The organism is Vibrio tetraodonis (genome assembly GCF_003350295.1).
GTDB lineage: Bacteria > Pseudomonadota > Gammaproteobacteria > Enterobacterales > Vibrionaceae > Vibrio > Vibrio tetraodonis.
Map to the genome: position 1 here is coordinate 108,489 of NZ_QLYY01000014.1, position 12,725 is coordinate 121,213.

A 12,725-nucleotide genomic window follows, 5' to 3' on the forward strand; every position below is an offset into this window, starting at 1 on the left:
ATGTAAAGATGGGTAAATAATCTGTGATAGGAATAACCTAGACGATAGTCTAGTTGATAAAGAGATGCGTTTACTATTGGATAAGAGCTATGAGTTCAGAAGTTAAAAACTACAATCCAGTTACCAGAGCCGTCCATTGGACATCAGCGGTTGTTGTTATCGGTATGTTTGCAGTTGGACTGTGGATGGTTGATTTAAGTTACTACAGTGAGTGGTATAGGACTGCGCCTCATTGGCATAAGTCTATTGGGATAATTCTTGCGGGACTGACCATATTTCGTATCGTTTGGAAGAAAACAACAGTTTCGCCTGATATTGAAGGCAAGCCGTATGAAGTTATCGCCGCCAAGCTAGTTCATTTTTTGATGTACGTAGCCTTGCTGACACTATTTATTTCTGGATACCTAATCTCTACCGAAGACGGGCGAAGTATTGACGTGTTTGATTGGTTCTCAGTTCCAAGCCTTGGGGCGTTGTTTGAAAATCAAGCTGATATATCTGGAGAAATACATTTCTATTGTGCTTGGGCGCTTATTCTGATGGCAGGAGCACATGCTGCGGCTGCGATCAAACACCACGTGATAAACAAAGATAATACTCTACGTAAGATGATAGGAGCTTTAAAATGAAAAAAAAGGTATTCGCTACTGGACTAGCGGCTTTCGTTATGTGGCTGCCATTTGGAGCCAGTGCAGCGGACTACGTTATTGACACTAAAGGTGCTCACGCATCGATCAACTTTAAAGTAAAACACTTAGAGTATAGCTTTATAAAAGGTCGATTCAATGACTTTGAAGGTGATTTTTCTTATGACCCTAAAAATGTGAGTGCTTCTAAAATATCCGTCACAGTTGATACTACCAGCCTAGACTCTAATCATGCAGAGCGAGACAAACATATACGTAGCGGCGATTTCATCAATGCATCAAAGTTCTCTACAGCGACATTTAAAAGCACAAGTGTTGTCGATAAAGGAGATGGTAAGCTCGAGGTTAATGGCGATTTAAAACTTCATGGCGTTACTAAACCAATCACAATAGACGCTCAGTTTATTGGAGCTGGAGCAGATCCATGGGGTAGTGAAAGGGCAGGCTTTGATGGCAAAGTTCGTCTCGAGCTCGCTGACTTTAAGATTCCGGTAGTAGGTTCTTCCAGCTATGTTGACATGGAACTGCATGTCGAAGGTATCAAAAAGTAACAAGCAAAATGCCTCTGATTATTTTGTCAGAGGCATATTTCTACGTATTTCCGTTCGCCATCGTGACAACACGTTTTAAAGTCCATCTAATCAATAATGGTATGCAATCCATCCCTTTCGTTTCGCAGTATGAAACAATAGCAAGTGCAAGGTCAGGTTTCGCAAATTTTTTCAAAACTCTGGTGACTACTTTTTTGGGCGGAATTGGATGATCTAAAGGTATACGAACCATATCTTTAAAAAACGCCTCGAAACCATTGTTATATAAATAATGTTCAATATCTCGATCTGGCAGTTCTGTTAAGCGATGCCTCTCTTGATCATTGTCTAGTTGCGCTCTAACTGCGGAAGCGTATTTTTTACCTGCGGCGTCACCATCGGTGACCACATGCCAATCAATTCCAAATGCTTTTGCGATTTTCACCAAGGATTTTAACCCTGATTGTGCGAACTCGATAATTTGTACACCTTCAGCTGCGAGGTTGTAACCGCACTGATTGGCAAGCTCATTGAATAACCAAACCTCTGTTTCCCCTTCTACTAGAAGCCAGCACCTAGCGAAAAGTGCACCAGGGCGATGGAATCTTATGTGGAAACCAATTCGTCTAAGTTCATCTTTGGAGAAACCTTGAGCGGGAAGGTAAGTGGTTATGGTTCTATCAGACTGCCTCACCAAACGGCGGATACTGTTAAGGGGAACTTGTCCGAGTAGGTCACCGCTATTAGTAGTAAGGATTTTTTGCATTGGTAATAATTGAAGCAGGCTCCAAGCTCGGGCTAAATGGGTCGGGTGAAGTCGACCTTCTGGGTCTTCAAGAATAAGTAATGGTCTAGCACATCGACGCAACTTATTCGGCCCTTTTGCTTGCAAGTAAGCGTTGAGCAAACCCATAAACAATAACCTAGTTTGTTTGCTTTGAGTTTCTTCGACAACTTGAGAAATACTTTTGTTGTTCGGTGAGCTGTTAAAGAAAATGCCATCTCTCTGTTTGCGAAGGTTTTTACGTGTGTTGGATTTGAATGAAAAATAGTGCTCAACCAATACATTCATCGAATTTAAGCTGCTTTTCATCTCGCCCTTATTTACGTGGCCGGGAACCGCCATCAAGCGCCGACATGTATTGTTGATTCGCTTTTCGATTCGGTCATTATTATCACCGTTAAAGCTTATAGGCCTTTCAAATCGGCGAGAGTCTTTCAGTCTGATTACAGGGTGAAGGGTCATCAGTTCTTGAGCAAGTTTTTCTGAGTGATGTAATGGAAGCGTGTTCCCTTGGTTATCCAGAAATGAATATCGCGTTTTTACTTCATGCCCATTTCGACTCGCACTCAAACAATAAATGATTTTGTTTGTCCCTTGAGCGTTTTGAATCCATACAGGCCTGACTTTTCGGTAACGACCGGAATTTATTTCTTTTTTGTCAGTAGAAACTAGACTCAATACAATTTGTAGATGTTGTGTTTGAGGATGAGCAACAGAGTAATCGACGTGAAAGTCCGCCATTTCGAACTGGTAGGGTGTGCCCTTAGGTGGTAGTGCAACCGCAAGGGCATCCAGTAGTGATGATTTACCCCAGGTATTTTCTCCAATAAGGGTAGTGAGTTCTTCAAATGCGATGGAAAGTCGCTTGATTCCACGAAAGCCGGAAATTTCTATCCGCTCTAGAAGCATTAACCGATCCCAAGTGATCTATCCTTCTTATGAGCATAATAGAAAAAGCTCTATGAAGCAGAAGGTTAGTTCACAAAGTTAAAAATATTTATCCCGTTAATCTAGCCATATGTATTTTGTAAACCAATAAAAACATGAAAGTTAATGAATTTGTCATAAGTGTCCATGTATTATGTGTGCGAAAATGAGAGATAAATATGAAATATAAAAAGAATAAGATGTCAAAAATTAGACTTGTGCACGTAAATGATACCCATTCACATTTCGAACCTACCTCCCTTCAATTATCGATAAGTCTGCCAAATAAAGATATATCACCTTATGTTAGCGCAGGGGGTTTTGCCAGAATCGCCACTCGAAAAAAGCAGCTAGAATCTACTCTTTGTGATTCCAGAGAATTGGTGTTTCTTCATGCGGGTGACTGCTTTCAGGGCACTTTGTATTTCACTTTGTTTAAGGGAGAAGCGAATGCAGAAATGCTTAATGCGCTTAACCTTGACGCTATGGCTTTGGGCAATCATGAGTTAGACATGGGTAACCTGCCTGTCGCCAAATTCGTCAAGCAAATTAATTTTCCTTTACTCGCGGGCAATTGGGATCTTTCTGGAGAAATGCAAGACAAAACATACACGCTCCGAGATAGTGAAAATGTACATTCATTTGATCCTAAAACTCGAACAGCCAGTTGGATTACAAAGTATGCTCAGGGAGAGCCAATCGCTATCTTCTCGTTAGCGATTGATAAAATGTCCGATATATCGAACCCTGACCATGACACGCCTTTTACTGATTCAATACAAACAGCGAAAAATACGGTTAAGGCAATTAAATCTCAGGGAATCAACAAGATAATTTTACTCAGCCATATGGGCTATGAAGCCGACTTTGATTTGGCCGAAAAGGTCGATGGGATAAGTATTATCGTTGGTGGGCATAGCCATCGTTTGCAAGGTGACTTCAGCGCTTTGGGGCTTAAAAAAGACGATGACTATGGAATGGTCGTTAATGATACTTACATTGTTCAAGCAGGTTACCACTCCCTTAGCATGGGACATTGTGATATTGACTTTGATAAGAAGGGTAACGTTATTAAGTTTGCCGGAAAAAACGAACTCTTACTCGGTCGGCGTGTTTTCTTGGACGCCAGCATGACGAGTGCAACGGATCAAGCGCCATATAATCTTGCTCGTCAATTTATTGACAATCACCCTAATGTGATTGTTTGTAAGAAAGATCTTAGGGTTCAGGAGATTTTGAATAATAGATACCTACCTCGAGTGCGAGAATTGCAGAACCAATTCATTGCTGTGGCAGGTCGGCCAATGCGTCATGTCAGAGTTCCGGATGAACTTGGTGCAAGTGAATTGGCACCTATTGTTGCTAAGTCTTTTGCTTATTCGATGAGTAAGCTTGGTTATAGTGTGGACTTCGCTATTCATAACGCAGGGGGAGTAAGGAACTCACTGCATCAAGGTAATGTTTCCGTTGCTGATATTGCCGGAAAACTGCTCCCATTTGCCGTCCCTGTTGGTGTTTATAAAGTGAAAGGGAAGGATATTGCCGCGGCACTCGAAGGGGCAATAAACAATGCGCTGAATAATGGAGTTAAGGGGACTGGTGATGGTTCTTATCCATATACACACAACCTTAATTTTAAATATTTAAGCCAAGCGCCGATGGGGAAAAGAATTGTTGAACTTAAAATATACACTCCAATGGAAGGCTGGCAACCAATTGATAATAGTAAATATTATCTAGGTACATCCTCAGCTTATACAATGAAAGGCAAGGAAGGATTCGATGCCTTATTGAATATGGACGGAGAAGAAATTGTTACAGATTGGTCCATGACGGAATGCTTTATTGAGCTACTCAAAGATAATCCGAATGAACTTAATGAAGCTCAACTGACACAGCAAAATTGGTGGCACAAAGGTTGCTAGTTATACATTGAGCTAATGTTAACTTGGGGGACCTATGCTAAAGAGAAATTGGTTCGATATCGTGGTTGTAGTCAGCTGGGTAGGAGTTTGGTCAGCGCTGGTTTACTTCATCCCGTCTGGCGGCATATAAATGCCAAAGGTCAGTTTGTGGGGAGGCTCTCCCCGCAAACCGTTCAGTCTCTTTTTTTATCTAAGGCGACATTTCTTCAGTACTTCCACTTAGAAATAGATAAATATATCTATTCTATTTTCCTGCTCCAAAATACTTAAATAGTAACGCTTCAGTTGTAATAGACATGTCATAATTCGATCGTCAGGTCGTAACACTTAGGTGGTTTAAAAATCACTATTTAAAAACTCTTCATTCAACAGTAAGTATCGATTAATTCGAGCCAAAATATTTAATGTGAATAAAATGTGAACATAAGTTTATTCGAACTGTCACAGAAACACTCTATGCATAATCTCTATATTTATCTTCATAATTTTGCAGTTTTAGTGCATTTTATTTTTACTCGATGTTAACGCTTTGTTTCATTAGAAAAACTAATGTCAAAGCTGAAAATTTGTCATTTTTTGAACAGGAAATTATTGCTTAATATTCACTCATCGAAACAAGTTAACCAATTTATAGAGAGGCAATCATGGCTCAAGCAATGCACATCGGAACTATTGAAGCACCCATCTCTATGGACAAAAAAACCTATACGGTTTCATTCAAAGGATTGATTGCACACCTATTCGATATTCTTTTTACAGACAATACTCCTCATACGTACTATGCAGGTGACATGTCTGGCCATATTCAAAAAGATATAGGTCTGTATCGATAGCAATAGTAGTGCTATGGATAGTGAACTTAAGCGCCAGCAGTAATGTTGGCGCTTTTTATTTTGGTGAGTTTATTTTTTAGAAATATGCCTGACTGTGTTACTCGTCAGGGAATCAATACTGCTACTTTTAGTCGTTAGATAGCGTTCAAATTCAGGCAAAAGTGGCCCTAGAGCATCAGTTAATGTGTTTCTAATGGTATCGACCACCACTTGAGTCCCTCGTTCAATTTCAATATTGACATAATCTCCAAGATCTTTTTCTTCAAATGTCGTTTGGCGGCGAGTTTCAGGGATGAGCCAAACCTCAAACCAATTGCTTGATTTATCGACTTCAGAAACCGTAAGGCTAGCACCATTTATCGCTATGTATCCTTTTTGGAAAATATAGGGCTTAAGTGATGGTGGAAGCTCAAGCCTAAGGCGATAATTATCTTCTATTGCTTCAATTTCAGCGACCTTAGTTTTGTCATCAATATGCCCAGAAAGAGGATGACCTCCAATTTCTGCTCCATCTTTCGCTGCCCGCTCCACATTTACCTTTGTGCCGGCATTGCAGCTTCCAAGCGTGGTGAGCCGAATACTTGGCAGCATTACATCAAATGAGGCTTTGATCGGCGAGAGCAGCTTGGTGACGGTTAAGCACACACCATCGACAGCTACACTCGCTCCTATGTGAAGGTCATTGCAAAAGCCTTGTTCAAACTCAATGTCGAAAGTACGGATCCCACTGTGATCCTCTATGTCCTGAATAATGGCGATTGAGGAAATAATTCCTGTAAACATTAGTGCTGCTCCGATTTGATTTTTATGAAGGTATAAGAGGCTCTGACAAACCTTGGTCGCTATGATTGATAGAATAAACGTAAAGTCCAAGTTTGAATTGTGGCAGAATAATAGATTTATCCCTAGTTGGGAAGTGAGGCTGGTTTAAGGCTATGATTTCTATCTCTCAATTGGCAAATCGGAATTTGCTCCCCATTCAGTCCAAGAGCCATCGTATACTAATAAGTCACGGTAACCTGCAATCTGAGCGGCAACTAAAACAATAGCGGCGGTGACACCAGAACCACAGCTAAATATATACTTTGCTTTTGCTTGATCAAATGAAGCAGATAAGATTTGCTTTAGCTCAGTGGGTGATTTGAGTTTATGTCCATCTATTAACTCAAGAAATGGCTGACATATCGAGTTTGGAATATGTCCGGATCGTAAGCCCACTCTTGGCTCAGCAACTTTTGCGTTAAAGCGTTCGTGAGAACGAGCATCAACGATTTGGCAAGTTGAATCATCTATATGGCTCAACACAAAATTAGAGTCGACAAAATAATTGGAGTTTAGTTGGCCGTTAAAATCCCCTTTTAACGAAATCTTCTTATAAGAAGTCGTTGTTTCGAGACCTGAATTTTTCCATTCTGTTAGGCCGCCATCGAGTATATACACCTCTTTATGTCCCATTGCTTTAAACATCCACCAAGCTCGTGGTGAAGCAAAGATCCCGCTGTTGTCATACACAACGATAATAGAGTCTTGATTTAATCCTAAGTCGCATGCAAGCGTGTTAAAGCGCTCTTCAGTGGGCATCATATGCGGAAGTGACGAGTCAATATCGCAGAAGACTTTATCGTAATCGAAACGAATGGCACCTGGGATAATGTTCACTTTGTCATTTGTAGGGGTCGATGGGACTTGGAAATCAATACTTGCGTCGAGGATAGAGAGCTTTCCAGTATTACGCAGTTCGTTTAACTGTTTTGGTGTGATAATAGGTGACATAAATTTCCTTATTTACACTTGGTGAGCTTGTGTTTTTGGCCGTTTAAAGAACTTCACTACATACAATGCAGTTACTTTGTTTGGATACTCTCAGTTCTTGCCATGACATGGCCATGCCATCCATAAGTAACAACACGCCTTGTTTGGGTTGACCGAAATTCGCGATAAGTTTGATGGCTTCTAGTGCTTGTATTGTACCGATAATACCGACGATAGGCGACATAACGCCTGACTCCACGCAGCTCAAATTAGTATCTCCAAATAGAGAGCTCAGACATTGATAACATGGCTGACGTTCATCCTTATAGGTAAAGACACTTATCTGTCCTTCCATTCTTATCGCTGCGCCTGATACTAGGGGGACTTTGAGTTTGTAACAAAGTCGGTTTAGTTGGTTTCGAGTATCAAGGTTGTCAGAACAATCAAGGACTAGTGTATGCTGGCTAACCTCATACTCTAAATCTGGTTCATCTAATCGCTTGGCAATGGGGTGAATACTTAGGTGAGGATTCAATTGTTTGAGCGACTCAGTCGCAGAGCTCACTTTGTATTGCCCTTGGTTACTGTCGTGATGTAAGACTTGCCGATGAAGGTTAGACAATTCAACCACATCGTCATCGATAAGCGTTAAACTACCGATGCCAGCGGCGGCTAAATACTGGCTAGCAGCACACCCTAAACCGCCAAGACCAATAATAAGGACTTTGCTTTGGTTTAACGCCTCTTGCCCCTCAAAATCAAAGCTTTTGAGAGTAATTTGGCGATTATAGCGCAGCATTTCTTGATCGGAGAGAATGGTCAAATCAATTCCTAATAGAGTGAAGGATTAAACAGTTGAATGTTGACTGTGTCACCAATTTCAACATGCCCACGATCTTGCTCAAGCACGGCAAAGCAATTGGCGAGACTCATAGAACGAAATGCTCCTGAACTTTGATTGCCTGTGCTTTCAACAAAGAATTGACCATTTTCAATACTATATATGGCTCTTTGGTAATCTGTGCGTCCGGGAGCTTTTCTAAAGGCAGAGCGCGACTCAGCCGGTATCGATTCAGGTGTTTTCCATTGAGAATGCCCTGCTAATTTTGCTAGTAGAGGTTGAACCAAAACGTACATAGTGACGACCGCCGATACCGGATTTCCTGGGAGTCCGCAGAACCACGCGTTTGTTAAAGAGCCGAAAGCGAATGGCTTACCTGGCTTGATCGCCAGTTTCCAAAAATCAATGTTTCCGATTTCTGCTAATATCTGCTTTGTGTAATCTGCTTCACCAACACTTACTCCACCAGACGTCACGACAACATCAGCCAATGCTTGGGCCTTTTCAAAAGTAGACTTTAGCTCGCTTGGACTATCAGGAATAATACCTAAATCTATTGCCTCACAACCGAAGTTTTCAATCAAAGGTTTTATACCATAACGGTTGCTATCATATATTTGCCCTGATTGGAGAGATTCACCCAATGAGATTAATTCGTCACCGGTAGAGAAAAATGCGACGCGTGGCTTTCGAAAAACATTAACATGGCTAATGCCCAAAGATGCAATCATAGGGATATCTCGAGCTGTCAATCGAGCGCCTTTGGGCAAAACCAAGTCACCCTGTTTTATATCGTCTCCTTTTGGTCGAATATTGCTTTGTGGCTGGATGTTCGATGCCTCAAAGATAGCGCCTTGGTCTGTCACTTGCGCTTTTTCCTGCATAATGACAGCGTCACAACCCTGAGGAACTGGGGCTCCGGTCATAATTCTCACACAGGTATTTTTCGGCCAAGTCCCATCAAAAGGTTGCCCAGCATACGATGTACCGGCCACAGGTAAGGCTCTATTTTGGCCTAGATCCTCGATTCGTACAGCGAATCCATCCATGGCAGAATTTGCAAAAGGTGGGACGAAAATGGGAGAGTTAATATCTTCTGCGAGCACATGGCCAATCGCATCGAGCAAGGGGAGTGGTAAGTTTGTTTGAACTGGTTTAATTGATGCTAGCATCTTATCTATCGCATCATTGATTGGCATTAAGCCAGGCGCGTCACAGCAACCCATCATATCGCCTCTATATTATTGTTGTTTTGTTACTAATGTCGTTAATGATTATCGTACCATAGATAATGGTAGCTACAATAAAAGCCATTGATAAAATATGGGTGTAATTGTGCAAAAATACGAGTATCCTAGCTTTCCCAAAATCTTACCTATTAGGGTGAGGTTCGTAGCCACTCAGATTGAGTGACTTTTTGGAACAACAGATACCATAGGTTGATGTTAAAACGGCAAACAAACTTTGAGAGGAAGTAGGATGTCAGGTCTGAGTGAATCTGCAAAATTGGTAAAAGAAGCGCTAGAGAACCGTGGGTTAGAGACGCCAATGTTACCAAATCAAATGAACCGAGAAGAGAAAAAAGAAAAAATTCAGCATCATATGCGTGAAATTCTTACTCTATTGGAACTCGACCTTACAGACGATAGTCTCGAAGAAACACCACATCGAATCGCCAAAATGTATGTGGATGAAATTTTCTCTGGTCTGGATTATTCAAATTTTCCCAAAATCACTGTCATTGAGAACAAAATGGACATGAGTGAAATGGTACGTGTTAAAAGTATCACTGTGACCAGTACGTGTGAGCACCACCTCGTTACCATAGACGGACTGGCGACCGTTGCCTATATTCCCCGAGGAAAAATAATCGGCTTATCTAAGATTAACCGTATTGTGAGGTTTTTCGCTCAGCGCCCTCAGGTCCAAGAGCGAATGACCCAGCAGATCTTGGTTGCTCTACAAACTTTGCTCGAATCTGATGATGTTGCTGTGACTATTGATGCCACTCACTACTGCGTTAAATCACGCGGAGTCATGGATGCAACTAGTGAAACTACGACTACAGCCCTTGGTGGTATTTTCAAGAGCAATCCTGCAACAAGACATGAGTTTTTGCATGGAATACGCTAGGCATTAAGCTAAGCCAACTATTTTTATGAGCCGCTTCTTGTATGAAGCGGTTTTTTGCTTTTTACGGTCAGCGCCAACAAAGGGCCTGACCATTCTTAAAGGTTTTTCTATGACCAACACATTTAAGAGTCTTAACCTAAAAACTGAATTGGTTGAGACACTAGATAGTTTAAATTATTTTGAAATGACACCGATTCAGCAGCAAGCATTACCTATTGTATTACAGGGGAAAGATGTCATAGGGCAGGGTAAAACTGGTTCGGGAAAAACGGCGACTTTTTCTTTGGGGTTACTCAGTAATCTTAAGGTAAAGCGCTTTCGCGTTCAGTCATTGGTGTTGTGCCCAACTCGGGAATTAGCCGACCAAGTCGCTCAAGAAATTCGCATGCTTGCTCGTGGAATTCATAATATCAAAGTATTAACTTTATGTGGCGGGATGCCCATGGGCCCACAAATTGGTTCTCTTGAACATGGAGCCCATATATTGGTGGGGACTCCAGGTCGAATACTTGACCATCTATTAAAAGGTCGTATCAATTTAGATGAGCTTAACACTCTAGTGTTGGATGAAGCTGATAGAATGTTGGAAATGGGCTTTGAAGAGGCCATTGATGCGATTACTGCACAAGCTCCTAAAACAAGACAGACGCTATTGTTTAGTGCTACTTTTCCCGCCAATATTGAGACGTTAGCATCAAAAGTAATGCAAGAACCACAGATGGTTAAAGTTGAGTCAACTCATCAGCTAAGCACTATTGAACAGCAATTTTTTCTACTTGAGACGCTAAAAGAACGTGATGAAGCACTTGAAGCTTTGCTTTTAACCCACAAACCTGAGTCTTCAGTCGTGTTTTGTAATACCAAAAAAGAAGTTCAAAATGTCACCGATGAACTGAATTATCGGGGCTATAGTGTCACAGAACTTCATGGTGATATGGAGCAACGTGACCGTGAACAAGCGCTGACCATGTTCGCCAATAAAAGTATCTCAATTTTAGTTGCAACGGATGTGGCCGCTCGAGGTCTGGATGTCGATAACTTAGACGCGGTATTTAACTATGAGTTATCTCGTGATCCAGAAGTTCATGTCCATCGCATTGGGAGAACAGGGCGTGCAGGGGCGAAAGGTATGGCGTTTAGCTTTTTTAGTACTAAAGAATCGTATCGTGTTGCTCAAATTGACGAGTATATGCACATTGAAATTTCGCCAGTAAATCTACCTGAGAAGCCTATTGAAAAACCTTTCTACCCCAAGATGCAAACCATTCAGATTTTGGGCGGCAAAAAGCAAAAAGTTCGAGCTGGTGATATCCTAGGTGCGCTAACTAAGCAAGCGGGATTGGATGGAAAGAAGATAGGCAAAATTAAAATTTTACCTATGGTTTCATATGTTGCGGTCGAGCATGATCTTGTGAAGCCCGCCCTTAAACAGCTCCAGAACGGAAAAATGAAAGGCCGGAATTTTAAAGCTCGAATCATGAAATAACCGCCACAAACTAATGGTCCCATTACAAATATAAGACTTTCTTATCGAAAGTCTTATATTCTGAATTCTGTTAATCGGTAAATTTATAGCTTATCCCGAGACTAAAAGACCAACCGAGATCATTCTGGATTAAAGGGCTACTTGAATCATGATGTTCAAGCTCTAGCTTGGTGAGAATCATCCACTTTGAGCTAATGTCATATAGGCCAATTAAGCCCGTCTGGTATACCCAAGTGTCATCGGCCTCGAATTGTTTAAAGTTTGAATTCAAAGACTCTACATTTGAAACAGAATATAAATGACGAGACAGCTTTTTGTCTCGATAGTCGACTTCAAAATAGGGCGTTAATGAAAATGCATCGAAAGGTAATGGCAGGGTTTTACCAAGATGAAGTTGTACTTCATAGCCATTGTGTTCGTCAGTTACATCGTGAAGATAGGTCAATCTAGCTCCCACACTACCCAGTGTTATGCCAAGTTCTCCGTTTCCATCACGATCTTGGATGCCATTTGGAATGTCATCAAACTGAGAGTCAACCTCGGCAAACCTCCAATGACCCGTTAATCCCACGTACGGCAAAACGGAAACGTTGACTAAGCTGCCATCAATAAAACCATATTCGCCGTTATAGAAAAGATTGGGCTCAACAGAAAAACTACCTTTTTGATCAGTCGAAAATACGGACTCGCCAAAAGCACCACTTAATCCGATGAAACCAAAATCATTATTTTGGTCTTCTTGTGCAGCCACATTGAGAGAAAAAGCACTTAAGCAAAAAAAATAAAGGGCGCGGTGTGATTGAATATACATAAGATTCTCCTTGTTCGTAACAAAAAGAACGCTCATTTTCAAAAAAAATTTCAACT

General features: G+C 41.2%; 12 protein-coding genes. 6 read left to right on the forward strand and 6 right to left on the reverse strand.

The window, feature by feature from the left end; all coding sequences use genetic code 11:
- The first annotated feature begins 89 nt into the window (after positions 1-89).
- Entirely contained in the window at positions 90-629 is a 540-nt protein-coding gene (locus tag DPF90_RS10930) for a cytochrome b (protein ID WP_114786373.1), read from the forward strand.
- The gene (locus DPF90_RS10935) at positions 626-1,198 is read left to right on the forward strand and encodes a YceI family protein (RefSeq protein WP_114786374.1); all 573 of its coding nucleotides are present in this window, start codon (positions 626-628) and stop codon (positions 1,196-1,198) included. The genes DPF90_RS10930 and DPF90_RS10935 overlap by 4 nt, the downstream gene beginning before the upstream one ends.
- Before the next feature lie 40 nt (positions 1,199-1,238).
- On the opposite strand, the gene DPF90_RS10940 is transcribed toward DPF90_RS10935, so the two are convergent.
- Positions 1,239-2,870, reverse strand: a complete 1,632-nt coding sequence (locus tag DPF90_RS10940; RefSeq protein ID WP_114786375.1) for an ATP-dependent endonuclease — start codon at positions 2,868-2,870, stop codon at positions 1,239-1,241.
- Positions 2,871-3,067: 197 nt separating this feature from the next.
- Here DPF90_RS10940 and DPF90_RS10945 point away from each other — a divergent pair, with 197 nt between their 5' ends.
- Positions 3,068-4,813, forward strand: a complete 1,746-nt coding sequence (locus DPF90_RS10945; protein WP_114786376.1) for a bifunctional metallophosphatase/5'-nucleotidase — start codon at positions 3,068-3,070, stop codon at positions 4,811-4,813.
- 644 nt (positions 4,814-5,457) lie between these two features.
- Entirely contained in the window at positions 5,458-5,646 is a 189-nt protein-coding gene (locus DPF90_RS10950; protein ID WP_114786377.1) for a hypothetical protein, read from the forward strand.
- A gap of 69 nt (positions 5,647-5,715) precedes the next feature.
- On the opposite strand, the gene DPF90_RS10955 is transcribed toward DPF90_RS10950, so the two are convergent.
- The 4 genes from DPF90_RS10955 to moeA all read right to left on the reverse strand — a co-directional run bounded on the left by DPF90_RS10955 (position 5,716) and on the right by moeA (position 9,465).
- Positions 5,716-6,429, reverse strand: coding sequence for a riboflavin synthase subunit alpha (locus DPF90_RS10955; protein ID WP_114786378.1), 714 nt, complete (start codon positions 6,427-6,429; stop codon positions 5,716-5,718).
- Between the two features lie 159 nt (positions 6,430-6,588).
- Positions 6,589-7,419, reverse strand: coding sequence for a sulfurtransferase (locus tag DPF90_RS10960; RefSeq protein WP_114786379.1), 831 nt, complete (start codon positions 7,417-7,419; stop codon positions 6,589-6,591).
- Positions 7,420-7,462: 43 nt separating this feature from the next.
- The gene (moeB, locus tag DPF90_RS10965; RefSeq protein ID WP_114786380.1) at positions 7,463-8,221 is read right to left on the reverse strand and encodes a molybdopterin-synthase adenylyltransferase MoeB; all 759 of its coding nucleotides are present in this window, start codon (positions 8,219-8,221) and stop codon (positions 7,463-7,465) included.
- An 8-nt stretch (positions 8,222-8,229) separates the two neighbouring features.
- Positions 8,230-9,465: a molybdopterin molybdotransferase MoeA gene (gene moeA, locus DPF90_RS10970; RefSeq protein ID WP_114786439.1), complete on the reverse strand. Its 1,236-nt coding sequence runs from the start codon at positions 9,463-9,465 to the stop codon at positions 8,230-8,232.
- A 253-nt stretch (positions 9,466-9,718) separates the two neighbouring features.
- Here moeA and folE point away from each other — a divergent pair, with 253 nt between their 5' ends.
- Positions 9,719-10,372 (forward strand): GTP cyclohydrolase I FolE, encoded by a 654-nt coding sequence (folE, locus tag DPF90_RS10975; RefSeq protein ID WP_114786381.1) that lies wholly within the window; start codon positions 9,719-9,721, stop codon positions 10,370-10,372.
- A 109-nt stretch (positions 10,373-10,481) separates the two neighbouring features.
- On the forward strand, positions 10,482-11,858 hold the full coding sequence (gene dbpA, locus DPF90_RS10980) for an ATP-dependent RNA helicase DbpA (protein WP_114786440.1): 1,377 nt from the start codon (positions 10,482-10,484) through the stop codon (positions 11,856-11,858).
- Positions 11,859-11,928: 70 nt separating this feature from the next.
- Here the strand turns inward: dbpA and DPF90_RS10985 are convergent, their stop codons facing one another.
- A complete protein-coding gene (locus DPF90_RS10985) occupies positions 11,929-12,669 on the reverse strand; it encodes a MipA/OmpV family protein (protein WP_114786382.1) in 741 nt (246 codons plus the stop codon).
- Between the last annotated feature and the right edge of the window lie 56 nt (positions 12,670-12,725).

What these genes read in the sequence shown, in the direction of transcription:
- DPF90_RS10930 (WP_114786373.1), top strand. Translation starts at nt 90, where the DNA reads ATGAGTTCAGAAGTTAAAAACTACAATCCAGTTACCAGAGCCGTCCAT.
- moeA (WP_114786439.1), bottom strand. Translation starts at nt 9,465, where the DNA reads ATGGGTTGCTGTGACGCGCCTGGCTTAATGCCAATCAATGATGCGATA.
- DPF90_RS10960 (WP_114786379.1), bottom strand. Translation starts at nt 7,419, where the DNA reads ATGTCACCTATTATCACACCAAAACAGTTAAACGAACTGCGTAATACT.
- dbpA (WP_114786440.1), top strand. Translation starts at nt 10,482, where the DNA reads ATGACCAACACATTTAAGAGTCTTAACCTAAAAACTGAATTGGTTGAG.
- DPF90_RS10935 (WP_114786374.1), top strand. Translation starts at nt 626, where the DNA reads ATGAAAAAAAAGGTATTCGCTACTGGACTAGCGGCTTTCGTTATGTGG.
- folE (WP_114786381.1), top strand. Translation starts at nt 9,719, where the DNA reads ATGTCAGGTCTGAGTGAATCTGCAAAATTGGTAAAAGAAGCGCTAGAG.
- DPF90_RS10940 (WP_114786375.1), bottom strand. Translation starts at nt 2,870, where the DNA reads ATGCTTCTAGAGCGGATAGAAATTTCCGGCTTTCGTGGAATCAAGCGA.
- DPF90_RS10950 (WP_114786377.1), top strand. Translation starts at nt 5,458, where the DNA reads ATGGCTCAAGCAATGCACATCGGAACTATTGAAGCACCCATCTCTATG.
- DPF90_RS10955 (WP_114786378.1), bottom strand. Translation starts at nt 6,429, where the DNA reads ATGTTTACAGGAATTATTTCCTCAATCGCCATTATTCAGGACATAGAG.
- DPF90_RS10945 (WP_114786376.1), top strand. Translation starts at nt 3,068, where the DNA reads ATGAAATATAAAAAGAATAAGATGTCAAAAATTAGACTTGTGCACGTA.
- DPF90_RS10985 (WP_114786382.1), bottom strand. Translation starts at nt 12,669, where the DNA reads ATGTATATTCAATCACACCGCGCCCTTTATTTTTTTTGCTTAAGTGCT.